The organism is Klebsiella oxytoca NBRC 105695 (assembly GCF_001598695.1).
GTDB classification, from domain to species: Bacteria; Pseudomonadota; Gammaproteobacteria; order Enterobacterales; family Enterobacteriaceae; genus Klebsiella; species Klebsiella oxytoca.
In genome coordinates, this window is sequence record NZ_BCZK01000008.1 from 240,596 (window position 1) to 265,272 (window position 24,677).

Sequence of the window (24,677 nt, forward strand, 5' to 3'; positions counted from 1 at the left end):
TTTAACCTGTCAGGCCAGCACGCTTCTGGCAAGATCAACAAGGTTCATTTTCCTGTTAGCTTCATTTTTACTGTTTATCAGTTTCAGGAAATAGTCGTGTTCAAAAATAATTTCCCTTTTGCATACCGTTTCCTGTTTTGAGTTCGCAATATTGAACTCAATACTTTCAGACAACGTATGTTGATCAACATGGCGACGATGTCTGATGAAACTAAAACTCAAATCGCAGAATTTTTTATCGTCCTTAATATCAATTTGCCCATTGGCATTCCAGGTTAAATCTGGTCGTCTGGTTAAGAGTTCTTCGGTAAATTTTGCATCGAAAAATATCCGTCCTCTCAACCGCTTAGCCTGCATCATGTATGCAAATACCCAAGGTATATTCTGCCGTGTTGCTCCCCTGTAGCGCCAGCCTTCAGCCGCACGGTATTCTTCAAGCATCTGTTTCGCCAGGGCAAATGAGATCCTCATTCCAGTTCCCTTTTCTAACAGGTAAATAACCCGGTCAAATTGCTCAATTAAGGTTTGTTTTATCAATACAGCAAGTTCACTACCCGCCGCTCGCCGATCATCTTTCGTTAGATGCTTATTCTTGCTGGCATATGGGCACCACTCATATTCTTCCTTATCAACACGACCTTTCAACGGTACAGCCACGGCACCGGCAGTCGGGAAGAAGTGCTTCCCATACGGCGCATCACGCTCAAGCATTCCTATAATCTGGATCGGGTTGTCACAAGCCGGGCAAACCGCAAACCATCCCTGGTGACCATTAATTGGCTGATACCAGGGAGCCTGCTTTTTCGTAACCTGATCAAAGTTCTCCTGGGTAATCTTGTGAACCTGCTGTGTATCAACGGAAATTTTGAATACATCCATTGTTATGCCTCATGACGGGTATCCCAGCGCAGTATGGTTAGCGATAAGACACCACCAGTCCGCGCCAATTTCAGGTACATGGCCGTGCTCCTCTGCCACCTTCAGACATGAGAGTATCGTTTCAAGGGAAACGGCGAAATGATCATGACCATTATCAAGCACAAAAACTGCACTGCTGTCACAGCAGTCAACATCAATATGAGTACGCGTTACAGCAAGAGTGTTATCTTTCATCAGTAAGACCTTTTTATTGGATAAAAACGAAAACATATCCCGATGAGCTAAGTGAACAATCAAAAACTCTATCCCCAAAAATGAAAAATGCCCCCGCAGGAGCATTTCAGGTAAAAAGTGAACCGTTCCCCCTAAAACTCTCGCATTTCACACTGCAACTGAGAGTAATATTCAGCAATGGCATTCACGACTTGTGCCGTCATTACAGCGTCGGTCACGGCAGAATGTGCCAGCCCGGTCCAGGTCAAGCCAGCCTGACTGGCCGCATTGGCTAGTGATATGGTGCCGTAACGGTTGGTAGCACCATAGTACCTGGCAGAAAGCATCATTGCGCAGTGAGTTGTCAGGGAACCCAGCCAGTGAGCAGGATCGTTGTGCGCTGCCGCCGTCTGCTTCAAGATACGTATATCAAAACTAGCATTGAAAATTACCAACGGTCGCTGGCCGATATGGAATTGCAGTCGTTCTGCCACATCAGACCAACAGGGAGCATCGACCAGTGCTACGTCATCAATTCCATGCACTGCTGAGGCTTCCGGACTGATACTCACGGTAGGTTTCAAGCGGGTCTCATATACTACGCAGCCCAAAGCATCTACCAGGCCGATTTCCAGCGCCTCAGCCTTAGCATCGAGTCCTGTTGTTTCGGTATCAAGAAAAAGAGGCTCCTGACTGAGCCAGTTATGTGCCTGTACGGCGCATCGCCCTCTTTCGCTTTTCAGTTTGGCCTGTATCGCCAACCGGGCACTCGCCTGCTGCTGTTTTTCTGTTTGGGGGCGTTTTTCGCGCATGGGGATGCAATCAGATATTTTGTAAACTCCATATTTACCGCCATAACTGCTTTTATACCATTTTACCGGCACTGCCCCGGGAGCGGGTTTCATCCTGAATTCATCACGAAGCCGTCCTTTAGTGAAACATTTATTCTCCACCAGAGCCGCATTTCGACGGTCTTTTAAATCATCATTATTCATCATCCCTGACCTCTGTTTGTTTAAATGAACGTTGTTTTTGCTGCCCAAGGCCCCGGACTACCTTGTATCGGCAGTGATAACGCGCAGTCTGGTTAAACAAAAAGATAAATTCCGCTATATGCGAATTGTGGTTTTCCATAAGGATGTTTCCGTAAATAAAGAGGAAACATCCCTCAGGGGAATGTTTCCCCTGAGAGGTGACGGGTCGATTAAATCAACGTTGGTAAAGTTGGTTACGCTGCCAGCGCCTGCTCCCGCAACACCAGGTATTCAAATGCTTCCCGGGCAAAGCGAGCGGCACGAAATACAGCGCGGTTGTCTTCCTTCAGCGTTTGCAGCCACGAGGCAATATAGCTCTCATGTTGCAGGTCGCCATGAATGCCAAGTTCAGCACACAGAAATGCCGATCCCATCTCCGCTATCAGCTCCTCAAATCCATAAACCGGATCGCCGAACTTCTTCGAAGTGGAAACAATGCCTTCACGCGCCAGTCGCGAAGCGTGCCCGGTGGAATGCACCAGTTCATGCAACAGCGTACTGTAGTAGTCTTCCGCCGAATCAAACTGAGCGGCTTCCGGCATCATAATGTGGTCAACACCCGGGCGGTAATAGGCACGATCCTGATGACGATGTATCACAGATACGCCGCTACAGGCTGCTATCTGTTCTGCCCGGGTGATACGCTTCACGTCGGGCAAAAACGGTATTTCCGGATAAAGATTGTCGGGCAGGTTTTCACACTGCTCAACGTTGAAGAGGTGGAAGCTGGTCATAAAACAGCGATCCCGCATGACCACCTCGCCGTTCTCATCAAACACCGGCTGGCCGCTGTCATCCGTTGCCTCTTTCTGGAACGGTTTAAACAGTGTCACCAGCGTCGATTTTTCACCTTTCCGGACATGACCACCGGCATCCAGCGCCTGTTTGAACGTCAGCCAGCGATTGGAATAAAATCCCTTATCGGCAGCATCGATCCATAACAGCATCACGTTAATACCGCTGTAGTTCCGACCAGTGATGGCATTAGCAGGCAAACCCTCTTTTCCGGTTTGCCATGCTTTACGCCAGGGCGTCGTCCCGTTCTCCAGCGCCGTAATAATCTTATCGGTTACGGTCTGGAATAAATCCTGCCGTGGGGCAGATTTACGGTGAGTTGTTTTCTTCGTCATATGCCATTCCCGTCAATAAAAAAACGGGGATGGCTCCCGAACGGGGAACAATCCCCGTTTGGGTTAAAGTAAAAAGTCAGTCCATCGCAGCCATAGCTAACGATTCATCCAGGCCAACCTTGAAAAAATGATCCCAGGTTCCCGGGCACACTGTTCTGGCAAGCTCCATAACCTCATCGAAAAGAGCCTTGCATGAAGGGTGCGCATAACGCGGCAAATCGCCAACACATCCCCGTGCAAAAGTTCGGGCCAGACTGGCAATCGTCCACTGATTATCCGTGAAGTTATCCTCATCCGGTTGTGTTCCGATATCCAGACGTTCGAATGCGGCCACAACCAACAAATCACCTTCAAGTTTTGCCAGCTCGCATAAATCTTCAGCAGAAAATACGCTATTTGTCTGGTCTGTCATCATGGTCAGTTCCTCAATAATTAAAAAGGAACCGTCCTCCCCACCGGGAAACGAGTTCCCTGTAGGGGCGATATGGATTGATGTAATCAGGCAGAAAAATCCCTGCACGGGCTAAAGTAAAAAATCAGTCTATCGCGGCCATAATCTCGACCGATTCAGAGTGATCCAACGCGTAATCACGTAAAGCGTGGTAAAGCAGGATATCGCTGTCCTCTTCCGTCGTATTGGCGATCTGCCCGAGGGCAAACAACGACAGCGTGATGCCAAAAGCCTCTGCCGTCATGGTGCCTTCATAGCCATTCCCAGCCACGCTGACGCCATAAGTCAGACGGGAGTTGGGGACAAGATAGAATCCGTTGTTTGACAACGCCCGACCTTCCCACCGGCTGGTTTCTTCATAATCATCACCCAGACGCTTAGCCCACGCTAAAAACGGAGCCACGCGACGTGGAGTGTGCAGATATTTCAGAAGAACCAGGCCAAAGGGAACAGGTTGCATGTCAATCATCGTTACGTTATCCATGACATATCTCCCCGGAAGCCAGCACGCTGTTAACGCGTTCCTGCAAACGCTTCCTGGCAGAAAGAAAATTTCGCCGGTCACGTTCAGTTGCACGCTTGCAGTTGATATCCGCTGTGATTTCCAGTGCCATAATGGACTGACTACGCCAGGAAGCCCGTTCATCATTCCCCACGCAGGCACTGTAATGAACAATCGCCTGACGGAATAATCGCTCAGTCGTATTGCGATAATCCTCAACCGGAAGATAAGTGTATTTCGATGTCATACTGATATCCCTGTGAATAAAAGCAGGGATTGCTCCCTGACGGGAAATCAATCCCCGCAAGGGTCAAGTTAAGATTTAAGCAAGGCAACCGTACTGGTGCCTGAAGCCGTGTTCCGTCAACGTTCTTTCTAATTTCCGGACCGCATCAAGCATTTCATCGCATTCGCTGTTAGTCATGACAAAGTCACGCATCGTGTTCCATGTCAGACTTTGAGTCAGATGCGACAATGCCAGAGCTTCGTCATCAGTCAGTTCAAGCTGAAGTGTCATCTCTTATTCTCCCAGGGTTACAACCAGCACATCATCAACATATCTGGCGACAAAGTTTTGCGTCCGTCTGTCGGTTTCGTCTCCCAGACGGACAAATAGCGTCAGCGAAAATGTCACCTGCTGAGAATCAGGATCTGAACGATGGCTCCAGGCATTCTGCGCGGCTTTAATCAGCGCAAATTGCCGACGTTCCCACTGGGAAAAATCAAACACTTCAATAGTGTGTTCCCAGGCCGGGAGCGTGATAGAAACAGGCATAAATGCCAGAGATAAGCGATTCGTCATCGGTGTATTCCTTACGTAAAAAAGGGAACACCGATCCCCTGTGGGAAGCGTGTTCCCTTAGGGTGAGTGACAATATTGATAGCGGAGAATCCGCTGTGGTCAGAAGTGTACCTTCATCGCGAAAGCGACCGTTGTTTTCAAAGGCTAAACAACGTTACCGCCCGAAGGCATCGTCTCTCAGGTCATGACGATTTTGGCTGGTAATCACCCGAAGGCGTCCCTCTCAGATTACCGGGACATTGGCTGTTGTCGGAGACAACGGGTTAGCGTTTAAATGCTATCGCTTATATTCCACAGAGGCAAGTGGGTTTAATTATTCCTCGATATCCGGTTTATTATAGACACGTTCAATATAACGCCCCCGCCCATCACCGTGCCCCAGATCCATAGACACCATTGCTTTCGCCTCATCGTCACTCATTCCTTTACTTTTATGATATTCCATTGCTTCACCCGCCCAGGCATATCGCAGACTATGAGGCGCATATTTCCCAACTAATCCCGCATCTCTGACAATATTTCGATAACGATCAATCGCTGATTTCAGATCCGGTTTATCAACCAGCTTACCATTCTGTTCAGCAGCAACTTTCAGAGCATGATTAACAGCACTTAGCATTTTATCGCGATCTATAACCGTCGTATCTCTTGGCCGTCCTCCTTTTGTACCAAATACGATTCTGACACGATCATCACCACGTGATAAAGCACGTTGCCAGGTTTTTAATGATTTAACAGATTGCACCGCTTCTTCTGTCCTCAGGCCAAAACAACGAGCAACCTGCATTGCAGCTGCTACGCCAACGTCTTGCTTATCTGAATAAGCGAACGCTGCGAGATAGCGTTCGCTACTAATTGCGACTTTAGTACCGTCACGACTGGCATCGGATAATCCGAGAGCTGAATTACTTAATTTCTCATGACCAGGATCGGCAAGTTTTGTCCGACCGGCAACGGTCAGAATATTTCTGATTGCGGCCATCTCATTCTGCATTGTTCTTTTAGATATCCCTTCGGCCTGACGACTCTTCACATACAGCTCAATATGATTGGCTTTTATATGTTTCACATCCCGAATCTGAATATTTAATTTAGCTATTCTCTCCGCCACACGGGTGGCGATCTTTGAACGATCCGCGATAGTCTTGAACCCACCACCTCCCTGCCTTGCCAGTGTAACCAGCTGCTTACTTAATTTCGACATACTTGTCCTCCTTCACTAAAAAATACAGATCAAGCTCTTCTTCCGAAATAAGTAAACGAGCGCGATCTATATTCTGAATATTCACACAGAGCATGAGTGATACATATGGCCCCGACGGCACGGTTAAGTTTTGCGCTTCCTGCGTCTCGACTGGTATCTGTGCATCGGGGTGACAATATGTTGAGTTTTTACGAGGTTCCCCAGCTCGCAGAGCTGTTCGCGGCGTATGCCGTCCTGACGTTAGTCAGACTACCTCCATACGTCAGCTTTCACTGACATTGCCATCGATACCGAGTCGAATTTTCTCCTGAAGTTGATACGCCTGCTCTCATGGTTTCTCCGTGAATGGATGCGTTCCGTGATAAGACGTTATGGTTAAAAAGTGTGCTTAAAGATGCTATTTCCCCAGTCTGAACACCGTGACTACGTGTGCGTCAGACTGTACAGAGTGCTGAAAGACCGCATTCCGTCTGCTAAGACGGTGCCCTTTCGCGCAGCGTCACTTGGTATCGCTAACGCTTTTACACAAGTGACGCTGCACATATCCCGCCGCCAAATGCTGCTCTTGCAGATGCCAAATGTTCCAATTGGCATAGCAACGAGCCGCAAATGTTGCCAGGATAAGCTGGACGTAAGCCCAAAGGAAAAACAGCTTTAAGGATGTCGGGCAGACTTTGTTGCCCTGCGTTGAAGTGTACCTTTATCGCGTTTGCGATCACCGTTCTCAAAGGTTAAACGGTGTTATCGCCCGAAGGCATCGTCTCTCAGATTACGACAATTTTGGCTGCGGCCACCCGAAGGCATCAGTCTCAGGCCGCGCTTCTTTCCCTATGATATTGGCTTGCGATCACCCGAAGGCGCTTCTCTCAAATCGCTGGCGCAGTTCCGATTGCGCTGAAGCATTGGCTGTTGTCGGAGACAACGGTGTAACGCCCGGAGAATAAATCTTTCTATGAAATTCTGCAAGGTGTTGCATTAATTTTCGTCATCTATTAGTCTCAGTTTATTATGAAAGTTATAAGGATATAGCAATGGATGGCATCGTTAAGTGGTTCAGTGAAGAGCAAGGATATGGATTTATTACTGATAAAGCCAATAACGACTATTACTTTCATATTTCTAATGTGAAAGGGACATTGATTCCTAAAAATGGCCAGTATGTCTATTTTGATATTGAAGACAATAAAGCCAAAAACATCAGCCTCACACGTAAAAAAGAAAATACATTTAAAATCCTATCATCTGATTACAGAAAAACCATTTTTGATTTATATAAAGATACATTTACGTGCATAACCATTGCTGTTTTAGGCGTTTTTTTAATTAGAAATAACTACCACATTACTGGGTGGCTAACTTATTCAGTTGCATGTGCACTAGCCATACTAGCATCCTTTACCACCATTAAACTAGTTGAGAAAAAACGGAAATCAAAAGAAGCAAGCAGACTCAGCTTTATAGTCTTTTTGCTTTCCGTTGTTTTTTCAATAATAATTTTAGTAAGTGGTTTATTAAAAGGTGTAAAGGAATTTTTATAACGTATTAAAAGGAAATATTTATATGGAAAATGAAAATAAGCCACCCAAACAATCAGATATCTGGACTATAATTTTCAATGGATTAACCGAAGCCATAAAAATAATCTTTTCTATCGTTGTTGCTATTGTTTCTGTTGGAAGTAAAACTTCCAACTCCAATACCTCAACAACTGATTCAGAAGACTATCACTCTGGTTTTCGTAATGGTCATAGTGGGCCGGGATATTACGATAGCAATGACCAAAAATTAAAGCACTTTGATGATGAATAACAGGTAGTAGAGTAAATCGACTACCTGTGTAGTTTTATTTATTTTTCCCTGCTGAAGCGCCCTTCGTAGCAACAGTTTTAACTACTTCACCTGCTACGCCAGGACCTTTAGCCCCTGCTTGTTGCGATCCTTCCGAAGCTTTTGCAATAGTCGATGAAACAACAGCACCTATCTGCGCACCACTCCATCCAACGGCCCCAAACCAAAACATAGGCAACATCACATACATCGCCCCCAGCACCAGATTCATTATCCAGCCATCCGAGCCGGTACTGGCAAGCCAGTTATTGAAGCTGTTCGTATATCCCTTATAGCTGGCGTACATCAGCTCGATGAGTTTGTCATCCAGCCAGCCGCCAAGCTCCCACCAGAACGGGACAAATATCAGCGCAAACATCGCAAAAGTAATGGTGACCACCACCTTCGGATCGTAAGCCCCGAACAACATGACCAGTGGGATACAAACCACGATAGCCATCAGCAAAACCGCGTGAACCATCGGCAGCGCCTGCCTTAGGGCATCAAATGCCGGAAGCTGAGTTGTCTGAGCAGAAAGCGCACCAAGACCGCTCAGCGCCTGCTTAATGCCGGTATCGATGCCCGTTCCCTGCCCCTGCTGATTCCCCATCATGTAAGTATCTCCCCCTCCGGACAAGTGCGTGTTCTGCGGACTCACCAGCCAGCGCAACAGGCTTTCTTCCCAGTTCCCTGGATACTTTGCCTTCATCATATTAACCGTGCGTTTATCGAAGCTCTCCAGCAGGCGGCTTTTCAGCCCCTTACTCGATGCGCTCCACCACTCTTTGCAGGTCGGATAACCGCCACGGCCAACGTTGGGGTAACCACTGTCACGGCTTTCGCTATAAGGCCACGCAGCCCGGGGCATCGTTGAGGTGTAATAGTCGTAATATCCTCCGGTATTCAGAAAATAATCAGAACCGATCCAGTTAACTGAATCTACTGTCTTTGCAGGCAAGCTTGTATTCACATTTTTCAGCTTGTAATACGACTTCGCATAGCACTGGCTGGCAAACTCCTGTACTTCCTCCCGGATAATAGGATCAATTAACTTAGTGTGTTGAACCTCAAAACGTAACAACCGAAAATCATTCCCGCAGGGGATTGAGGCGATGGCCGCGTGCGTCACCCCTTTGGATAGCGAATGCACCAGATACCACCACGCCGGGATTTTTGCCGTCTGGCCGTTGAATTCTGCAATCAGCGGCCCATAGCCGGATTCATTCGGTTTAGGTACATTCACGCCACATTGGGAAGAACGGGTACGATCGAATTTCATCGTTGTGATATCGATATCCTGCATCGGCATCGCACAGAACATGATCATCACAAACGCGACATACAGAACGTGCTCCATTCGCGGCAGCGCCAGCGCCCCTTTATTCCCTTCATCATCCCCCTCTTCCCGAACCTTTAGCCAGACACCGGCAATTTTAAACGCCAGCGGAATAGCAAAAATCCCTGTGGTGGTAATTATCATCCACAACGCGTTGTTGATGAGCCAGCCCATCAGGACCAGCACCATTTCCAGATAGCTGTCAGCCGTCATCACATCCCCCAACGCAAGCTGGTGATTTCAATCATTACGAACAGGCAAACCGTCATGATTTCCAGCCGCCAGACCTGAAAATGCCGGGTACAGTGACGCAGGAAATAGCTCCGGACACGGTGCAGCCAGAAAAATGTGATGGCCGTATACAGCGCCAGCCGCCAGAACAGGAGCGGCGTTTTTATCCGGAGCAGCCACGCTTTCAGTTCTGCTTCACTACCCACGAAGTGCAATAACGCGAAACTAAAGCCCCCAAAGGCCAGGATGGCAACAATACAGATCAGTGAAGCCCGCAATATCCGCTGCCAGAGCGGCTTACGAATAACATCCATATTATTCCTCCACCTTCTGGTTCAGATTCTGCATGGCGTCATCATTCTGCTGCACCGGCTGACGCAGGCCATGATCGGCCTCGCGGCTTTCCTGTCGCGTCAGTGCAACAAGAATAGAGTTGTTGCTAATTGCCTTGCGGATCTCCATTTCATTTTTCAGCGCCATCACCTCACGGTCGAGGAACTCCAGACGTCGGTCGGACTCGTTAAGCGCCATTGTCTGATCCGCAGCATTCGGCTCTGACTGACCGGCCATCAGCATCCGACGCATCCCGAGCGCTGTAGAGATGGTTTCTGACATAGCCAGCTCGCTGGCAAGACGCTGTACCAGCGCAGCATTATCCGGGTCATCCTTCAGTGCCTGAATAACACCGCGAGATACGACCATATCCCCTGTTTTCAGCGTCGCCAGATTAGTTGCATTGGGCGTCAGGTTTCCGTTGACCAGCTTCACAAGGATTTCCTGATTCTCCTGCGTGGTCTCTTCCAGCATCGGCGAAAAACCGACGCCGGCAGTTGATGCACCAGGTTCGTTTTCCACTCCGCCACTGCTGCAATCGCTGGCCTCGGAACAGGTCCGAATCGCCCTGTCGCCCAACACCTTAACAACGGCTTCCGCCGCTTCTTCGCTGGTTTTGTACTTCTTACACAGAGAGCCGTTACAAGATGAACCGCTGACGCCACCACTGCTGGTGACAGGCTGCTTATTGAGAATGTTAAATCCGGCTTTCGCCAGGTCATGAGTCGGTTTGATAGCAGGCTGGCCGCTACCGCCGCGCTTCTGCCCGCCAATCCATTTAACACCTTCTTTGCCGGTGGACGTTTTTAGCTGGTTATCCGCAGCCACCGCATCCGGCGTCGTGGAGACGATATTCTTGAACTCCTCCCCGATTGCCGCCTGCGTCCACAGGCTGGAATACGCATAGTCCGCCATTTTCTTTGACATGCTCTGGCAATTGAGCTGGGCTTTATCAAATGAGACATTGGCCTGAAGCACACCGTTGGTCAGCAGTTCATACAAGCCCGGATTTGCCCGCTGAATGATCATCGCAGGCAGGCTGGCCACTGCGCCAGTAGCGCTGCTGATCACGTTACTCATCATGTCTTTAAAGCCGCTGGTTACGCCATTAAGCTGATTTTTAACGGTGGTATTAATATCAAAATTGCCGCACATCAGATCGCTGTTCCAGCTAATCCCCATGCCCAGTTTTTCCATATTGTTGTTGCTGGGCGGCTGCGATATCACTGTTCCACCGCCGATGGTGTAAAAGAGATTATCGTTAACCGCACCTTTCAGCCCTTTGCTGGTATCGGAGCTAATCACATCATTATCCAGATCGAAAACCGCCCGGGCCGGAAGGCTCAGCGCAAGGCATCCCATCAGAACACTTGTGCAAAACACGTATTTATTGGTCATATTCACTCTCCCTGTTATTGAAAATCGACGCTGTAAAGGAACGTCTGACCGCGACGCTTACAGCAGCTGTAGGGTTGCCATAGCGCCCAGGCATAATTGCCATCAGTTGCGATGGGATTGGGGCTGTCCGGAAAGGCCGCACAGGATGTGGACAGCGACGGCGTGAGCTGCTGCCATTTGTGGTTGCGGGTACCTGTGTTTTCCATTACTGGAGAAGGAGGCCAGTAGCCCGGGCTGGCACTGGCCGTCATGGGTTGATAGACGTGAATTTGCCCAGTACGGGTGACAACATCTGCCGCACGCTGTGCGACGACCGCTGCCGCTTTATAGTCATCAACCTGAGTAACAAACCCGCTGCGGGGATAGACGTTTCCCCACATATTGCCGCCGATTGTGGAACCGATTTCTCGCAGCCCGGGCGTCAGCGCTTCCGGATAAAACGACTCTGGCAAACCCGAACGCCACATCACCGCATCGAGGGTACTGAGCAGATACGGCATCATCGCCATGGCAGAACCGGAACAGGTATACCCCATCTGCCCCATAAACCGGTTAAACACCGGCGCGGCCAGCGCCGGGTGACCGATAACATCCGCATTTTTAAATTGCAGGTTATCTTTCCGCCCGGCGCGTTTTTGCGAGTTCGCGCCACCACCTTCGGCAATACCGGAAAGACCCGTTCCCAGAAACGACATCTCCGTCCAGGGATTACTGCCCGTCTGGTTGTAGCTGGAAACCACGGCGTTGGGGATGTAGTGGCGAACTTTGGTGGAAGTTCTGACGATACAGCTGTAGGGCGTGCAAAACAGCCAGTAACAGATACCAACAATCTTGTATTCCAGACACTGGGGGGACAGTGAGCTGGCAATGAGCTGCGCGGAATTAATCGCACCGACCGCGAAGGGTTGAGCTGCGCAACCCAACGCCAGCGCAATCCCCAGCCGGTGTCGTCGAAGCGGTTTCATCATCGCGCCCCCTGAAATTCAGCCAGGCGGGCTTCAGCTACTGCAATATCCGCTGTGCCGTAAACCACGTAGCGATCATCAAATACCACGGCGGGATACTTCGCCAGCTTCAGGCTGTACGCCTGAAGTACGCCATGGTATGCCTGCGTGATTTGCTGCTGCTTTTGCTGCCAGTCCGGTGAATGGATGATGTTTTTTGCAATCTGCGCCGCCTGTACAGGATCAGCAGGCAGCTCACCAAACAGCTGACGCTGAATGGTATCCGGCGCATCCAGGTAAACCACCTGTCCGCTGGTCGCATTCAATGGGGGATGATGGCTGTCGGTGTAGACGACTGTCGCTGCCGGTGCCTGAACAGCAACAGCCAGTAGCGAGATCAGGAACTTTGAAGGTTTCATAACGCACTCCTGTGAGGGGGAAAATCACAGGATGCGCGGGGTCACAATTGATGGCAGCAAACAACTAGAAATAAAAATTAAAAAGTTTTATCCTGTTTAAGTGACTCTTTTTGTTAAAACTTAACATTTTTGTAAGGACACCTTTTTGAGCAACGAACAAAAAAAGAAAGTCGGGTTAATGCTTGGGAACGGATTCACTATTGACCTACTTAGCAAAATGAACAAGCTTGATATAATTGATCCCTCAGATCTATTCAAATATGGTGATATGGTAAAGTGGCCTGCTACTGGTGAACCTGGTTTTCTTTCAGCTCGATATTGCCCAAATTTATGGCGATTAGGAGCAAGACCAGGGTTAAACCGAACTGCGTCATATCAAATAATAGAAGAATTAATTACAGTAATAAATTTATATGCAACTCTGCCTCCCGAAACAATAAAGAAGAAAAATCAGGCGAGTCACACCCCTCTATCTAATATTTATATCTATGCTTATCAAGAATTAGTTTCATACCTGAGAGAGCTTTTCATTAATTACAATGAAAAGATTTCCGCTAATGACCTACGTAATCTCGAAAGTGGTTGGCGAGATTACTTGATGAAACTTGATAAAAATGAAAATATAGAAAGAGTTGATATCATAACCTATAATTATGATATTTATCTCGAACGTTTACTTGACTTACTTAACATTAGATTCGACATCCCCAACATATCAGATGGAAACTCTAAATTTAAAATATACAAACCCCATGGCTCAATAAGCTTTTTATATGATGGTTATATGTCAAAGGACAACTATAACATTCAAAAAGAGTTATCCTTAAATAATGGGGATATATCAAAGTTTGAATGCCGACATGAAGATTTGAGTTTATATATGCCTCTTATTCCTATAATACCTCCAGCAGGAGAAGCGCATCGATATGCTCAAAACTGGGCAAACTCTATCAAAGGCTCAATAGAATCAACGATGGAATCATATAACCCAAACGATGATTTCTTCATTTGTGGCATTTCATACTGGCACGTTGATCGCGCAGAAATTGATGCAATAATCCGTAAAATCAATAGTGACGTTAATGTCAGGATGATCAATCCAGGAAACGTCGATGGCTTAAGTGCTATACTTGGAATGGTATTTAATAGTTATGTTCATCATTCATCATCTGAAGTCCTAAAGGAGCTTGCCTAATGGAAATTTTAAAGCGTGATTCAAACAGCATTAATATTGCCTCCTTTTGGGAAGGTTTTTCATTAGGTAAATTTAATTTTGATCCTCCTTATCAAAGGGATAGCGTTTGGGATGAAGAAAAACAATCTTTCTTTATAGATAGTATACTACGTAACTATCCAATCCCCCCTATATTTCTTCACCAAAAAATCGATGATGATACAGGAAAAATCACGTTTGAAGTTGTTGACGGAAAACAAAGACTCACAGCAATTGTTAATTTTATCAATGGTCGAATAACATCGGCAAGTGAGGAAGAAGATGATGAATTGACAGGAGTATTTTTTTCCGATTTATCAACATCTAAATATGCAGAAGTTAAAAAATTATTTTGGCGATATCAGATGCCTATAGAGTATATTGATACTGAAGATGAAAGGATAATTGATAGTATTTTCGATAGACTGAACAGAAATGGTGAACGACTTAACGGACAAGAGTTAAGGAATGCCAAATATCACGATACTGATTTTTACAAAAAAATCGTCGAATACTCACAACGTGAATATTGGCAAAAACTGCTTGAACACGTTGATAAAAAGAGAATGGAAGACAAAGAGTTTGTATCTGAGTTGATATTCACAATCCTTGAGAATGAAGTATTTGGTGCAACTCAAGACATAATCGACGGCCTTTATGAAAAGTATTGTACAAAAGATGGTGATGAAACAAATGAAGCATTTACCATTTTTGAAAGAACAACTGACTATTTAGTCGCCATGAATATTGATTTCAAAAATCATAAAGCTAGCGGTGTTAGTCATTTATATGGGATTTTCAGTTATGCACTTTATTGTAATACCAATGACATTCCCGTAGAAGACGCGTCAAATAAATTATCTGCCTTCTTGGACAGCCTTTGGGAAAAAGACATACAACAAAACGAAGAATTAAGAAGAGAATATAGAAAAACCATGAGTTCGAGTACCAAAAGCAAAACTCAGCGCTCACGTAGAATTGAAGTTCTTTTGAATTTACTTCGAGATTAAAATGATAAAAAGCAGGAATGAACTTCATTCCTGCTTTTATCACACTATCTTTCATTATTCTTCATTGAAATCTGAGATAATGCCTGTACAAGATAAACCACATCCACCGCATCTGGCACATTAATATACCAGCGCACCCCATGCTTGTAATCCTCCGCCCCCGGCCAGCGCAGACTGCCAGTAACTGTCAACAGCAGGTTAACCGTTCCTGTCTTACCCACCACCTGAACGGCCAGGCAGTTATGCCCGGCCACGCGATGAGGTGAATAAGTAAATGTCGCCTTCTCCCCTACCCGCTGACGGATCTGGCGGCATAATTCCGCCAGTTGCGCATGATGGTGCTGGCTAATTCGCGGATTACCCTGTGGCGGCGCATCAAACAACACGCCGGTATTGGAAATATTACCGTCCACAACGTCCAGAACCGTGGATCTGAAGCGCATCATGCCGCCTCCTTCGTGGCAATACCACGGGCGATATCGAGTTGGTGCGCAATACGCTTCGCTGCATCCAGCTCGCTAATACCGTGTTCAACCATCAATGCCCGACGTGCCGCCTTCTCATCCTTCTCAGTCATGCCCAGCGCCAGATACAGGCTCGGCGGCACAGCCCGGAACAGCGCCTCAATGCGGCTTGCCAGTACCACGCCTTCTGTATAACAGCGCGGTGTTTTGGTCGCAGACAGCAACATCGCTTTTTGCTCAGCAGTCAGCTTTTTAAACCGGGCTATCTCTTCCACCTCTTCCGGCGGCATTACCAGACACAGCCACCACTCAATCATATTGAGCATCTTCTTGGCCGTGGCCGGGAAATCTTCCAGGTTCTGCGTTGCCAGCCACAACCACGCACCGAGCTTACGCCACATCTTCACCACCTTAACCACATACGGGGCCAACAGCGGGTTCGTGGTGATCATATGCGCCTCATCGGTCGGGAAGACGATCTCCCGATCCAAAAACTGGTCACGTTCAGCGATATTGTTGATGGTATTAACCAGCGAGGTATAGGCCACGGCCAGCGGCGCTTCATAGCCTTCACGCGCCAGAGTTCCGAGGTCAATCAGCGTGACATCCGCTTCCGGCCAGTTCTGCCCCGGGCGGTTAAACAGCTCGCCCAGGAAGCCCTGCATAAATACACCCAGCGATTCCCCCATATTCTGCGCCCGGGCGCGGCGAACTTCGGGGCGGGACTCATCCTTCGCGAAGGAGTAAAACGCATCCTGAAGGTCGGCAGTGATCATCTGCCGGTCTTCATTCCAGGCTTTACGCGCCCCGGCCAGAATCGCCTCGCGCATCATGCCCCGGTCGGCACGTTCCAGCCGCGCCTCTTCCTTTGCTTCTCCACCGGTTACCATCAGACGCGCCACAATCTCCAGCTCACCCAGAATATCGCGCTCTTCCTCCGCATCGCCATCGTCCGTTTCATCTACCTCTATACGGTCACTCAGCTCGCTTTCATCAACGGTTTTCACCGGCGCTTCAATCAGCTTGTATGCATCGGCGAACGGGGCCAGCGAAATACCACAGCCCGGTTTGATGCTGACTTTGTTCACCGACAGCTCCAGCTCCGCGCAGTAGTCGGCAAACAGGCCAAACGAGTTACCCGCTTCAGCAATAAACAGACGTGGCCGGTGAATCGCCATCAACTGGGCAAACAGGCTGTTAAGCGTCGCCGACTTACCGGAACCGGTCGGGCCAAACAGGACCAGATGCGCATTTTTGGAACGGTCGGCGCTGTTAAGCGGATCGAACGTCAGCGGCGCACCGCCCCGGTTAAAGAAGGTAAATCCCGGATGGCCGGTGCCAGTGTCACGGCCAAATACCGGCAGCATATTTGCCATATGCTGAACAAACGTCAGACGGGTGTACCAGTTCTTCTTATCCAGCGTCGGGTTAAAGCACATCGGCAGCGCCCGAAGGTAACCATTCAGCGGCGCAACATCGAATTCCGGTTTCACCGGCTGTAACCCGGCGTTAAGCAGGATCGCCGTCAGATCGCGCTGGCGGCTGTTGAGGATTTTCAGTGACTCACCGGAGAGAAAGAAGGTCATGCTGGCGCGGTACAGTTTGTGCCGTTCACCCAGATAGCTTTTAGCCGTATCGGCATCGGCTCGCACACGTTCCGATTCGGTATTCTCGCCAATGGCGTTTTTCGCCAGATGGTTGAAGCGCTCTTCCAGCACATCCTGCGGCTGCACGACCAGCGTCAGAGAAATCACTGTCCCTTCCGGCAGCAGATCCATCAGCGCGTTGATGTTCTCCCCTTTACGGGTTTCACCAGTGAGATGACCGACCGAGGGGGCACGACGGATACGATCGATACTGACGGCTTTATGCGGTCGTTCATCGAACCACCACACGCCATTCTCCACATCTGAGCGCGGCGGCGTAAACATCAGGGTTTCGCTGAAATCATTAAGCACCGGCAGCTCGCCGTTGCGGGTGTCAACATGTGCCGCCGTGCTGTATAGCGTGTCCTTATCCACCCAGTCAGGTTCGGGGTTAAACCAGCGCAGCAGCCAGGCATGGATCTGCTCGCCATTCTGCCTGGCAGTCACAATCCCCGCCCCGGCCAGCGCAGAAGATAGTCGCTCGCAGACCTGATTCAGTTGCTCTTCCGGGGAATACGGCTCAGAGACACCCGGATTTACATAGCGATAAATCACCATCCGGGTACGGCGCTGCTGGCCACGCCACGGTGCGCCGGTGATGGCCTTATCGATAAACAGACCTTTCGGCACAGCAATGCCGCGCATATGACGTTCCATCTCATGCAGGTACGCTGCTGTGAATGCCGTTCCCTGCGCCCACGGTTTAACATAGCCACGCAGTTTATCGATGTATTCCGTCACATCGGTTTCATCCTGGCAGAAGAACTGCACGACCCACGGATGGCTGTCCCGCTCGTCAAAGCTGTCCTGAAGCGCATCTTCAACGATATCGCGGATCTCTTCCAGACGTTCACCGGTGCGCCCTTCGGTTCCCACCGGCACCACTTCAAACACGGCGCCCACCGAAACACCGTCATCGAGCAGCAAGCTCTGGCTTTCCGGCAGGTATTCCACCCACGGCAGGAAGTCGACAAACGAGGCGTTATTGGGATACAGCGAGCGCACGCCGTCCTGCGTCAGCCTGCCACTCTTTTTCTGTGACAGCAGCGCCGGTTCATCAGCCACCGGCTGCGGCTGTTTTTTGGTGAATAAACTGAACATCAGAGTGCCTCCAGTCGCTCGCCCGGCAGCGCATACTGCACCCGGCTGTAAAAAGAGAAGACCGAGCTGTATCCCGGCACCGGCGCTGGCTCATTTCCCGCCATATGCGGGTAGATATAAATCACCATATCCGGGTTGGGCAGGCGCGGGAAAAGCTGCTGGATTTCATTGTGAGCATCGCGGGTATAGCTTTCTTCCAGCGACTGACGGGTAGCCAGATCCGCATCGTTAAGCCCCCGGCGTAACACGCTCCGGGCTTCTGTCGTGGTCCGGGCGCTGCTGGCTTTGTTCTGCCACATATCCAGCATGGTACTGTCGCCGGGCGGCAGCATTTCATCTTTGGAGGTACTGCAACCGCTCAGCAACAGCGTGACCAGCATGAATAAACCGTATCCTTTCATGGCGTCTCCTTAATCCAGCTCGTGTTGCTGGCTGACATCAAAATCGTATTTGACCTTGCGGCCCTTCTCTTCGTAATCAATCGGGATCTGGCGGGTGATATGCACCGCAACATTCGCACCGGGAGGGACATAAATCGCATCAAACATCTGGCCGTATCGCGCTTTCACCCATTCCGCAAGCTCGTTCGTGCCGCCTGATAACGCTTTCCCCAGCGCAGCCTGTCCGGCGCTGCCGGTAAGCGTACTGGTGATGGACGTCCCGTCAGTGGTTGTCGTGGTCTGGCTTTCGGACATGGCATCAGAGGCCGCACCGGCAGCAGACAGCGCAAATAACGTGGGGAGGTAAGTTGAGGCATTGCTTTTACGGTCACCGGAAAGGCAGGGAATACCGTGCTCATCGGACAGCCAGCCAATACTGCCGCCATTGGATTTCCCGTTGCTGCCATCGCTGGATTTTGCCGACTGCGGCACCGTGCGTACCGTGCCGTCAGTAAAGACAAACGTAATGGAGTGAACTTCACCACGTACACAAGACAGCACCCAGTCACCGGTGGCCGTACCGGATACAATCGCGCCTTCGACGTCTGGAAGCTCGATACCGTTGGCGGTCAGGTTCTCTTTACCAATAAGCACCTTGAAGGGATAGGGATCGGTAACTTTGCCATCAATCGGTACACGCCCCAGCAGGGCGGTCATAGCCTGGCTACCAACCAGCGTGGAGTTCTCTGGTAGTGTGTAGACGGGCAGATCGGTTTCCTCGATGCTCTGCTGGTTTTTCGCGTTACGATCCAGTTCCGCTTTCTGGCGGGTGATCTCGTTGTCATTCAGCCCACCGAATGCTGTAGGGAACTGGAATGTGCCGGTGCCATTGGTCGCAACTGCCGCGCCGGTCACCGGTTTACCGTTACGATCCAGTTGCACGCCATCCTGCGGCTCAATCCAGACCGTGCCTTGCGCCACCGTTTCGGCCTGCCCTGCATCTTCCAGCCCCAGCCCGACGGGTAAATCACTGCCTGCGGGGGTATTGCTACCCGCTCCCGGGCCGGGAACCGTATTTTTCAGTGATTCCAGCAGGCCAGCCAGCCGCTGCTGTTCAGCCTGAAGTTTTTGCTGTGCCTGGGTACTTTCCTGCTTAACGGCATTAACTGCGTCATTGATACGCCCGTCCACGTTGCTGCCTTTATTTCGCAGACGGGCGTTTTCTTCGGCCAGCGCGGCATTCTGCTTCTCCAGATTCTCCTGACTGGTCTGAATCGTTTTAATTCGGCCAACCAGCGTACGTAACGTATCCTGCGGTGTATCGCCCTCGATGCCGAGAATGCGCAGTTCTTCCTGGGTCAGGTCGGCCACAGTAGCGTTATCCGCCGAATCCTGCGTCTGTTTCGCGCCACCGCAGGACTTCACGCCGATCATAACTGCCGACAGCAACACCACTGGCACAATAACCTTCAGCAGGGTATTCGATTTAATCTGCATTGCCCTTCCCTCCTTTGCCTGTTTTCGCCTTCACTGGCTCAGGAAGAAACGCGGCATCCGGACGCCCTTTGGTCACCAGATACACCGTCGTGGTATCTTCCGGCGTTCCACTCGCGCCTAGCCAGCGATGCTGGAATGTCGCGCTGTAAAAATTGCCCTGAAGCCGACGCGGATCGAGAACCACTTTCTCCGCACGCTGATTACGCAGGGTTAGCGCCACCACGCTGTAGCCCTGCAATCCCCATGCGGCCAACGGCCTGACCTCAACGGATTCTGACGGCAGCAATGACGTAAGTTTGTCCGGCAACGCAAGCGAAATAGAATGCACGCCGGGCAGCGGCTCAATCGTTCGTGACGGTGCGTACAGACTTTGCGCGGCATAGCGGGTCAGGGCCACCGGCAGCGGCGTGGTGGATTTTTTCTCTTTCGGTTTCGATGTGGACTGTCGTTCGCCAGCTGTCGGTTTTTTGCTGTCGGTCGCTGCAACGTCATCGTTCCCCGTCGAGCTGGAAATCTCCCCCTGATACACCAGACTTACCGGCTCCAGTACGTTTTTACCCTCTTCGGCGCTGATATCCAGCAGGATCATCTCGCCGTTCTCCACATCCTGAAGCACCAGGCGGGTACGGGCAAACTGTGCCCCGGGTTGCAGGTACACCGCGCCGCCGGTACTTTGTACGCGCAATTTCCCCTTCAGCTCAGGCGGAAATCCCACGCGCACATTGCGGTTCACAAAAACAATGCGCTCCTGCCCGACATGCAGGGATACCGGCAGCGGAATACGCTCCCACTTCACCAGTTCAACCGCCTGCGCTGGTAATACGGCAAGACAGGCCAGCGACAGTAAAAATCGTCGTAAACTCATCAGTTAAACACTCCCTTTTTCTCTTCCTTAACCACCGGGGCCGCCTCCAGACGCTGCGGCGCTTCCGAGAGACAATCCAGCGCCAGACCAAACGGGTTAGCCTCCGGATTTTTATCCCAGCGCACCACTTTCAACGGATAGCGCACCAGTGAGCGTTTAACCGGCTCGGAGTTAACATATTCATCGGTAACCAGATCCAGACGAACCTGCCAGTTATCGCGGTCAATAATGGTGACGCTGTCATCCCGATAGCCCCGCTCAGGGATCTCCGACACGCCGCGTACACGATCCCGCGATTCCCCCAGGTCCTTACGCTGCTTCGCATCCTTATGCAGCAGTTCCTTACAGGTCGGCGTCAGGTAGGCCGACAGCGTCTCGATACGATATGGATAATCAACGTCGCCATCCTTCGGCCAACTGTTTAACTGCTGGAAAATATAAAAGCTGAAGGCATACACCGTTGAGGGCGGGATCTCCCACCACGGACGGGAGCTGCCGGAGCGGAGATCGGGAGGATTGTGAATGGTCAGATTGCGCGGAGACATCATCCAGCCAAGCATGGACAACACTAACAGTACCAACATAACCCCACACGCAGTGCGGAGCGTCCGGATATGATTGTCCCGGGCATTCAGGGCATTTTTAAACTTACTCATGAACGGCCTCCTGACGGCGAACCACAGGACGCAGACGGCGTAACGCCAGTACCTGGCTGTGTTGTATCAGCCCTTTTGTTCCCATGCCAGAGTGGCTTAACAGCAGATCCAGCCTGCGATAGAGGTAGTTTTCCGGCTTGCCGCGCTTAAAACGCGCCATTAACCTGCCGCCAAAAATAATCGTGACCAGCGGCATCAGCATCGCCACGGTCGGAAAGGCTATCCAGCCGAGAAATGGCAGAACAGGTATGGCGACCACGAGGCCGCCCAGTACGCTGAACAGCGCGGTAAATCCCAGTTCCGGCGTGGTGAAGCCACGGAACACCACCGGCTCAGCATTCAACCTGTCAGGCATAAATTCGATAGTCGCCATAATCCATCCTTAGAGCAGAATTGTCGCGGCTTTAGCAGCCAGCCAGATAACCACAACAATCAGGACAACACCGACGACAACCAGCATCCCGAACTTACCCCAGCTCGATTTCCCGTCACGGACTTCGGAAAAGGTAGCAATAATGGCGTTACCGACGGCCAGCATGGCAACCGCCGCAAGAATTAATCCGCCCAGCACGATACCGTCATTGAGATATCCGGAGATCTGACCGTAGAAAGAGCTGTCAGTGCTGCTTTTCGGACCTTCAACAGTGGGTAACCCCGCCCGGGCAGCAGAAACCCCAGTCAGAGCAACGGCCAGACCCCGAGTACACCAGAGACGAAGAGAAAAACGCAGAGAAGATAATGCAGAGCAAAACATAGTGATTTCCTTAATAAGAAAAGCCAGGCCTAGCTGGCAAAGAGATAGATAGCGATAATGATGAGAAGGACTGAGCGGATGGCAAAACGTACCAGAGCCTGCTCTTTGATATGACCTGTCGCGTACCCCCGATAAACATGCAGAAAACCCCATCCCACCCACAAAATCAGCAGGGCAATCAGCGCACCGATAAACACTTTGCTCAGCAGTGCGGGATCGGCGTTACCGCTTGCCGCTTTAAATGCGCTGGTCTGGGCATCGTTCACGGGCGACGCTCCATCCGGTACTGACCGGTGAGAGAGGCCGAAGGTACGGGTTGAGCACGGGAAGGTTCCAGGTAGATACCGATCCCCTGGCGAATCGCCTTGATGTCCTGCGTTGCCCTCAGATAATCGAACCAGAAGCGCCCGTTCTGTCCATCCTGAACGGCGACAACACGGGCGCGTTCCAGCGCGGCCTGCACCTGATCCAGTTGCTTCATTACCAGCGCCAGCTCGTCAGACTCAGCGGCCTGAACGCCCGACGTCAGCATAATCCCCAACAGGCACCATGCCCGGGGTTGTGTCATGCGCATGTAAACCTCCTTCAATGCGATTGCATGTACGGAGGAAGAGTGGCGAAAAGCGTCCTGATGGGCAGTAAGAAAACAGAAGTGGAATTTTGAAAATTATGGAAGGGGTAAGGCATGGCGCAGAATGCGCCATCGGGGTTCTTTGCCACCCCGGCGCAAGCAGGTTTGCGCTCCCGGCAAGGCCCGTCCGGAAGCCAGAAAGACGCGCAGGCTTGCTATTCTGGCTTCCGGACCGGGCGCAGTTATGAACCAAGGTAATTCTGGCGAAAAAAACATGTCAGGGATTTAAAAACGGTGCAGCTCGCGGGACGTTATGCGGTATTATTGCGCTGGCGCTTGAGGCTTTTTGCCTCGCGTGATGGCATGAACAACATTGATGTGAGGCAGAAAGATAAAAGCCCCGAAGGTAATTTTTCAATTAACCACGAGGCTCTATCCGTATGTCTAGTCAACATCAGGATAGCCTCTTACCTGCTGCAAAGCAAGGAGTAGAAGGCCATGAAACAACGCACCACCCTGGTATTGTGTCTGTTAATAGCGTGTCTCACGCTACTGGTATTCACGTATCTGACCCGCTCAACGCTCTGTGAGTTGCGAATACGGGACGGGAACAGGGAGGTTGCTGCATTTCTGGCTTACGAATCTGGTAAGTAGCTAACCGGTGGCGGGGTTCGCCCCGCCATTTCCGGGGCTGGTGACGTCTGGCATGCTGGCCTCCAGGCGCCTTTCTGAAGGGCTACCCGAGTCCCGGGTGGCCCTTTAAATGAACTACAAATACTTCTTAAAGCTTCCCATCGTCACCGAAATCGCCAGCCCCATCAGCAACGCAGCCGGTAACAGCAACAAGTTCGGATATACCGCGAACGGCGCAGAAAGATACAACACACACGGTATATACATCGCTGGCTTAACTAAGCGTTTGGCATGGTGGTATAGAAAACTCGACTCATACGCCGCACCGTAGCGACGCAGATCACGTCGTACCATCCCATCAGCGATCCCCACAATAGCAACCAGGATAAATAACGGCACTGACAACACCAGAATGGTGACCCGCATCAGAAAGACCAGCGACACATACATTGTCGCCATCAGATATTCATATGCGACCTGCACCGCCCAGGCACTCCAGGCATTTAGCTCATCCGTAACGCCATTGCCGCTTCCGGCAGTCGGCGTCTGAATCGACTGCAACCAGCCAGTAAAGCCGCTGTTTACAAATAACCACTGATAACCCAGCACGATCCAGCTCTGTACGGTCACCACCGGCGATGACAGCAGCAAACTTTGCGTAAATCCTTCAGCAAAATAACCGCTTTCCGTCTGCATAACGGCACGACTATGTTCCGCACCCTGATCCGGCCAGAAGAACGCGATACCGATATATTCCACAATCAGGCTGAACAGCAGCGATACCAGCAGCATCCCGATAATGCGCCACGGCGTATCCCACAGCAGCACGGTGAAAAAACCATGTGGCTTTGGGGGCGTAGTGGATTGTACCGGAGCTGAAGATGTGTTCATCTGCGACATAACATCCCCTTAATGCATCGCCAGCGGCTCCATCTGGCAGTTCAGCAACATCTCTTCCTGCCCAACCCAAATCCACAGGGTAACGATATCCGTGAGCGTATCAACGGTGGCTTCATATCTCGGGCGATAGCCCAACGAAGTCAGACGCTCAATAATTTCCGGGATCTGAAGTGACGAGCAATCCTGCTCGCACAAAACATCCATCACATCACGCGGGACTTGCAGCTTATTTTGTCTTGAAGACGCCATAACCGCTTCAACCCGATAACGTTGTTTCATCATGA

Annotated in this window: 33 protein-coding genes; 6 read left to right on the forward strand and 27 right to left on the reverse strand. The window is 50.4% G+C overall.

Annotation, left to right across the window (positions count from 1 at the left end; translation table 11 throughout):
- Positions 1-9: 9 nt before the first annotated feature.
- From KO1_RS15890 to KO1_RS15925, 10 genes are all read right to left on the reverse strand, one after another.
- Complete coding sequence (locus KO1_RS15890) at positions 10-879, reverse strand: hypothetical protein (RefSeq protein ID WP_045857036.1); 870 nt, start codon at positions 877-879, stop codon at positions 10-12.
- A gap of 9 nt (positions 880-888) precedes the next feature.
- Positions 889-1,113, reverse strand: coding sequence for a hypothetical protein (locus tag KO1_RS27360; RefSeq protein WP_073971817.1), 225 nt, complete (start codon positions 1,111-1,113; stop codon positions 889-891).
- A 131-nt stretch (positions 1,114-1,244) separates the two neighbouring features.
- The gene (locus tag KO1_RS15895) at positions 1,245-2,087 is read right to left on the reverse strand and encodes a 3'-5' exonuclease (RefSeq protein WP_064407043.1); all 843 of its coding nucleotides are present in this window, start codon (positions 2,085-2,087) and stop codon (positions 1,245-1,247) included.
- Between the two features lie 233 nt (positions 2,088-2,320).
- Positions 2,321-3,256, reverse strand: coding sequence for an ArdC family protein (locus tag KO1_RS15900; RefSeq protein WP_064407003.1), 936 nt, complete (start codon positions 3,254-3,256; stop codon positions 2,321-2,323).
- Between the two features lie 76 nt (positions 3,257-3,332).
- Positions 3,333-3,671 carry a hypothetical protein gene (locus KO1_RS15905; RefSeq protein WP_064407004.1) on the reverse strand — a complete coding sequence of 113 codons (339 nt, stop codon included), beginning with the start codon at positions 3,669-3,671 and terminating at the stop codon, positions 3,333-3,335.
- A gap of 121 nt (positions 3,672-3,792) precedes the next feature.
- The gene (locus tag KO1_RS15910; RefSeq protein WP_064407005.1) at positions 3,793-4,191 is read right to left on the reverse strand and encodes an antirestriction protein; all 399 of its coding nucleotides are present in this window, start codon (positions 4,189-4,191) and stop codon (positions 3,793-3,795) included.
- A complete protein-coding gene (locus tag KO1_RS27365; RefSeq protein WP_224227102.1) occupies positions 4,184-4,456 on the reverse strand; it encodes a hypothetical protein in 273 nt (90 codons plus the stop codon). Before KO1_RS27365 ends, KO1_RS15910 begins: the two co-directional genes overlap by 8 nt.
- Positions 4,457-4,531: 75 nt before the next feature.
- Positions 4,532-4,726, reverse strand: coding sequence for a DUF7706 family protein (locus KO1_RS29005; protein ID WP_064407006.1), 195 nt, complete (start codon positions 4,724-4,726; stop codon positions 4,532-4,534).
- A gap of 3 nt (positions 4,727-4,729) precedes the next feature.
- A complete protein-coding gene (locus KO1_RS15920; protein ID WP_064407007.1) occupies positions 4,730-5,011 on the reverse strand; it encodes a hypothetical protein in 282 nt (93 codons plus the stop codon).
- Positions 5,012-5,324: 313 nt separating this feature from the next.
- On the reverse strand, positions 5,325-6,215 hold the full coding sequence (locus KO1_RS15925; RefSeq protein WP_064407008.1) for an integrase domain-containing protein: 891 nt from the start codon (positions 6,213-6,215) through the stop codon (positions 5,325-5,327).
- A gap of 1,031 nt (positions 6,216-7,246) precedes the next feature.
- Between KO1_RS15925 and KO1_RS15930 the strand changes: the two genes are divergently transcribed.
- Positions 7,247-7,753: a cold shock domain-containing protein gene (locus tag KO1_RS15930; protein ID WP_077265625.1), complete on the forward strand. Its 507-nt coding sequence runs from the start codon at positions 7,247-7,249 to the stop codon at positions 7,751-7,753.
- 22 nt (positions 7,754-7,775) lie between these two features.
- Positions 7,776-8,024 (forward strand): hypothetical protein, encoded by a 249-nt coding sequence (locus tag KO1_RS15935; protein WP_073971815.1) that lies wholly within the window; start codon positions 7,776-7,778, stop codon positions 8,022-8,024.
- Between the two features lie 34 nt (positions 8,025-8,058).
- Here the strand turns inward: KO1_RS15935 and KO1_RS15940 are convergent, their stop codons facing one another.
- From KO1_RS15940 to KO1_RS15960, 5 genes are read right to left on the reverse strand one after another with little or no spacing between them, the layout of a single operon-like run.
- Entirely contained in the window at positions 8,059-9,591 is a 1,533-nt protein-coding gene (locus KO1_RS15940; protein ID WP_064407009.1) for a conjugal transfer protein TraG N-terminal domain-containing protein, read from the reverse strand.
- Positions 9,591-9,923, reverse strand: a complete 333-nt coding sequence (locus tag KO1_RS15945) for a hypothetical protein (protein WP_064407010.1) — start codon at positions 9,921-9,923, stop codon at positions 9,591-9,593. The genes KO1_RS15940 and KO1_RS15945 overlap by 1 nt, the downstream gene beginning before the upstream one ends.
- Position 9,924: 1 nt before the next feature.
- A complete protein-coding gene (locus KO1_RS15950; protein ID WP_064407011.1) occupies positions 9,925-11,340 on the reverse strand; it encodes an integrating conjugative element protein in 1,416 nt (471 codons plus the stop codon).
- 14 nt (positions 11,341-11,354) lie between these two features.
- A complete protein-coding gene (locus KO1_RS15955) occupies positions 11,355-12,308 on the reverse strand; it encodes a TIGR03756 family integrating conjugative element protein (protein ID WP_064407012.1) in 954 nt (317 codons plus the stop codon).
- Entirely contained in the window at positions 12,305-12,703 is a 399-nt protein-coding gene (locus KO1_RS15960; protein WP_064407013.1) for a TIGR03757 family integrating conjugative element protein, read from the reverse strand. Before KO1_RS15960 ends, KO1_RS15955 begins: the two co-directional genes overlap by 4 nt.
- 145 nt (positions 12,704-12,848) lie before the next feature.
- Here KO1_RS15960 and KO1_RS15965 point away from each other — a divergent pair, with 145 nt between their 5' ends.
- Positions 12,849-13,898, forward strand: a complete 1,050-nt coding sequence (locus KO1_RS15965) for an SIR2 family protein (RefSeq protein ID WP_224227101.1) — start codon at positions 12,849-12,851, stop codon at positions 13,896-13,898.
- Positions 13,898-14,926, forward strand: a complete 1,029-nt coding sequence (locus KO1_RS15970; RefSeq protein ID WP_064407014.1) for a DUF262 domain-containing protein — start codon at positions 13,898-13,900, stop codon at positions 14,924-14,926. The genes KO1_RS15965 and KO1_RS15970 overlap by 1 nt, the downstream gene beginning before the upstream one ends.
- Positions 14,927-14,970: 44 nt before the next feature.
- On the opposite strand, the gene KO1_RS15975 is transcribed toward KO1_RS15970, so the two are convergent.
- Genes KO1_RS15975 through KO1_RS16020 form a run of 10 tightly spaced genes read right to left on the reverse strand, consistent with a single transcriptional unit; the run spans position 14,971 to position 22,863 of the window.
- Entirely contained in the window at positions 14,971-15,372 is a 402-nt protein-coding gene (locus KO1_RS15975) for a hypothetical protein (RefSeq protein WP_064407015.1), read from the reverse strand.
- Complete coding sequence (locus KO1_RS15980; protein ID WP_168421981.1) at positions 15,369-18,140, reverse strand: conjugative transfer ATPase; 2,772 nt, start codon at positions 18,138-18,140, stop codon at positions 15,369-15,371. The genes KO1_RS15975 and KO1_RS15980 overlap by 4 nt, the downstream gene beginning before the upstream one ends.
- Positions 18,137-18,538: a TIGR03751 family conjugal transfer lipoprotein gene (locus KO1_RS15985; RefSeq protein WP_064407017.1), complete on the reverse strand. Its 402-nt coding sequence runs from the start codon at positions 18,536-18,538 to the stop codon at positions 18,137-18,139. The genes KO1_RS15980 and KO1_RS15985 overlap by 4 nt, the downstream gene beginning before the upstream one ends.
- A gap of 9 nt (positions 18,539-18,547) precedes the next feature.
- On the reverse strand, positions 18,548-20,014 hold the full coding sequence (locus tag KO1_RS15990) for a TIGR03752 family integrating conjugative element protein (RefSeq protein WP_064407018.1): 1,467 nt from the start codon (positions 20,012-20,014) through the stop codon (positions 18,548-18,550).
- Positions 20,004-20,879, reverse strand: a complete 876-nt coding sequence (locus KO1_RS15995) for a TIGR03749 family integrating conjugative element protein (protein WP_064407019.1) — start codon at positions 20,877-20,879, stop codon at positions 20,004-20,006. Before KO1_RS15995 ends, KO1_RS15990 begins: the two co-directional genes overlap by 11 nt.
- Positions 20,879-21,535 carry a PFL_4703 family integrating conjugative element protein gene (locus KO1_RS16000; protein WP_064407020.1) on the reverse strand — a complete coding sequence of 219 codons (657 nt, stop codon included), beginning with the start codon at positions 21,533-21,535 and terminating at the stop codon, positions 20,879-20,881. The genes KO1_RS15995 and KO1_RS16000 overlap by 1 nt, the downstream gene beginning before the upstream one ends.
- The gene (locus tag KO1_RS16005) at positions 21,528-21,908 is read right to left on the reverse strand and encodes a TIGR03750 family conjugal transfer protein (protein WP_064407021.1); all 381 of its coding nucleotides are present in this window, start codon (positions 21,906-21,908) and stop codon (positions 21,528-21,530) included. The genes KO1_RS16000 and KO1_RS16005 overlap by 8 nt, the downstream gene beginning before the upstream one ends.
- Before the next feature lie 9 nt (positions 21,909-21,917).
- Positions 21,918-22,289 carry a TIGR03745 family integrating conjugative element membrane protein gene (locus KO1_RS16010; RefSeq protein ID WP_064407022.1) on the reverse strand — a complete coding sequence of 124 codons (372 nt, stop codon included), beginning with the start codon at positions 22,287-22,289 and terminating at the stop codon, positions 21,918-21,920.
- Positions 22,290-22,318: 29 nt separating this feature from the next.
- Entirely contained in the window at positions 22,319-22,555 is a 237-nt protein-coding gene (locus KO1_RS16015; protein WP_064407023.1) for a TIGR03758 family integrating conjugative element protein, read from the reverse strand.
- Complete coding sequence (locus KO1_RS16020; RefSeq protein WP_023218694.1) at positions 22,552-22,863, reverse strand: integrative conjugative element protein, RAQPRD family; 312 nt, start codon at positions 22,861-22,863, stop codon at positions 22,552-22,554. The genes KO1_RS16015 and KO1_RS16020 overlap by 4 nt, the downstream gene beginning before the upstream one ends.
- A 437-nt stretch (positions 22,864-23,300) precedes the next feature.
- Between KO1_RS16020 and KO1_RS28750 the strand changes: the two genes are divergently transcribed.
- Positions 23,301-23,450 carry a DUF5431 family protein gene (locus KO1_RS28750; RefSeq protein WP_224227100.1) on the forward strand — a complete coding sequence of 50 codons (150 nt, stop codon included), beginning with the start codon at positions 23,301-23,303 and terminating at the stop codon, positions 23,448-23,450.
- Positions 23,395-23,514, forward strand: a complete 120-nt coding sequence (locus KO1_RS27380) for a type I toxin-antitoxin system Hok family toxin (RefSeq protein WP_224227104.1) — start codon at positions 23,395-23,397, stop codon at positions 23,512-23,514. The genes KO1_RS28750 and KO1_RS27380 overlap by 56 nt, the downstream gene beginning before the upstream one ends.
- A 114-nt stretch (positions 23,515-23,628) precedes the next feature.
- Here the strand turns inward: KO1_RS27380 and KO1_RS16025 are convergent, their stop codons facing one another.
- A complete protein-coding gene (locus KO1_RS16025) occupies positions 23,629-24,393 on the reverse strand; it encodes a TIGR03747 family integrating conjugative element membrane protein (protein WP_064407024.1) in 765 nt (254 codons plus the stop codon).
- 9 nt (positions 24,394-24,402) lie between these two features.
- Positions 24,403-24,675 (reverse strand): hypothetical protein, encoded by a 273-nt coding sequence (locus tag KO1_RS16030; protein ID WP_224227099.1) that lies wholly within the window; start codon positions 24,673-24,675, stop codon positions 24,403-24,405.
- Between the last annotated feature and the right edge of the window lie 2 nt (positions 24,676-24,677).

Bases quoted from the DNA above. Each gene is read 5' to 3' on its own strand.
- KO1_RS15990 (WP_064407018.1), bottom strand. From the start codon at position 20,014: ATGCAGATTAAATCGAATACCCTGCTGAAGGTTATTGTGCCAGTGGTG.
- KO1_RS15970 (WP_064407014.1), top strand. From the start codon at position 13,898: ATGGAAATTTTAAAGCGTGATTCAAACAGCATTAATATTGCCTCCTTT.
- KO1_RS15890 (WP_045857036.1), bottom strand. From the start codon at position 879: ATGGATGTATTCAAAATTTCCGTTGATACACAGCAGGTTCACAAGATT.
- KO1_RS16020 (WP_023218694.1), bottom strand. From the start codon at position 22,863: ATGCGCATGACACAACCCCGGGCATGGTGCCTGTTGGGGATTATGCTG.
- KO1_RS15960 (WP_064407013.1), bottom strand. From the start codon at position 12,703: ATGAAACCTTCAAAGTTCCTGATCTCGCTACTGGCTGTTGCTGTTCAG.
- KO1_RS28750 (WP_224227100.1), top strand. From the start codon at position 23,301: ATGTCTAGTCAACATCAGGATAGCCTCTTACCTGCTGCAAAGCAAGGA.
- KO1_RS15895 (WP_064407043.1), bottom strand. From the start codon at position 2,087: ATGAATAATGATGATTTAAAAGACCGTCGAAATGCGGCTCTGGTGGAG.
- KO1_RS16025 (WP_064407024.1), bottom strand. From the start codon at position 24,393: ATGTCGCAGATGAACACATCTTCAGCTCCGGTACAATCCACTACGCCC.
- KO1_RS15945 (WP_064407010.1), bottom strand. From the start codon at position 9,923: ATGGATGTTATTCGTAAGCCGCTCTGGCAGCGGATATTGCGGGCTTCA.
- KO1_RS15925 (WP_064407008.1), bottom strand. From the start codon at position 6,215: ATGTCGAAATTAAGTAAGCAGCTGGTTACACTGGCAAGGCAGGGAGGT.
- KO1_RS29005 (WP_064407006.1), bottom strand. From the start codon at position 4,726: ATGACACTTCAGCTTGAACTGACTGATGACGAAGCTCTGGCATTGTCG.
- KO1_RS27360 (WP_073971817.1), bottom strand. From the start codon at position 1,113: ATGAAAGATAACACTCTTGCTGTAACGCGTACTCATATTGATGTTGAC.
- KO1_RS15935 (WP_073971815.1), top strand. From the start codon at position 7,776: ATGGAAAATGAAAATAAGCCACCCAAACAATCAGATATCTGGACTATA.
- KO1_RS27365 (WP_224227102.1), bottom strand. From the start codon at position 4,456: ATGACATCGAAATACACTTATCTTCCGGTTGAGGATTATCGCAATACG.
- KO1_RS15995 (WP_064407019.1), bottom strand. From the start codon at position 20,879: ATGAGTTTACGACGATTTTTACTGTCGCTGGCCTGTCTTGCCGTATTA.
- KO1_RS15905 (WP_064407004.1), bottom strand. From the start codon at position 3,671: ATGATGACAGACCAGACAAATAGCGTATTTTCTGCTGAAGATTTATGC.
- KO1_RS15950 (WP_064407011.1), bottom strand. From the start codon at position 11,340: ATGACCAATAAATACGTGTTTTGCACAAGTGTTCTGATGGGATGCCTT.
- KO1_RS15910 (WP_064407005.1), bottom strand. From the start codon at position 4,191: ATGGATAACGTAACGATGATTGACATGCAACCTGTTCCCTTTGGCCTG.
- KO1_RS16030 (WP_224227099.1), bottom strand. From the start codon at position 24,675: ATGATGAAACAACGTTATCGGGTTGAAGCGGTTATGGCGTCTTCAAGA.
- KO1_RS15955 (WP_064407012.1), bottom strand. From the start codon at position 12,308: ATGATGAAACCGCTTCGACGACACCGGCTGGGGATTGCGCTGGCGTTG.
- KO1_RS15930 (WP_077265625.1), top strand. From the start codon at position 7,247: ATGGATGGCATCGTTAAGTGGTTCAGTGAAGAGCAAGGATATGGATTT.
- KO1_RS15920 (WP_064407007.1), bottom strand. From the start codon at position 5,011: ATGACGAATCGCTTATCTCTGGCATTTATGCCTGTTTCTATCACGCTC.
- KO1_RS15900 (WP_064407003.1), bottom strand. From the start codon at position 3,256: ATGACGAAGAAAACAACTCACCGTAAATCTGCCCCACGGCAGGATTTA.
- KO1_RS15985 (WP_064407017.1), bottom strand. From the start codon at position 18,538: ATGAAAGGATACGGTTTATTCATGCTGGTCACGCTGTTGCTGAGCGGT.
- KO1_RS16000 (WP_064407020.1), bottom strand. From the start codon at position 21,535: ATGAGTAAGTTTAAAAATGCCCTGAATGCCCGGGACAATCATATCCGG.
- KO1_RS16005 (WP_064407021.1), bottom strand. From the start codon at position 21,908: ATGGCGACTATCGAATTTATGCCTGACAGGTTGAATGCTGAGCCGGTG.
- KO1_RS15975 (WP_064407015.1), bottom strand. From the start codon at position 15,372: ATGATGCGCTTCAGATCCACGGTTCTGGACGTTGTGGACGGTAATATT.
- KO1_RS16010 (WP_064407022.1), bottom strand. From the start codon at position 22,289: ATGTTTTGCTCTGCATTATCTTCTCTGCGTTTTTCTCTTCGTCTCTGG.
- KO1_RS15940 (WP_064407009.1), bottom strand. From the start codon at position 9,591: ATGACGGCTGACAGCTATCTGGAAATGGTGCTGGTCCTGATGGGCTGG.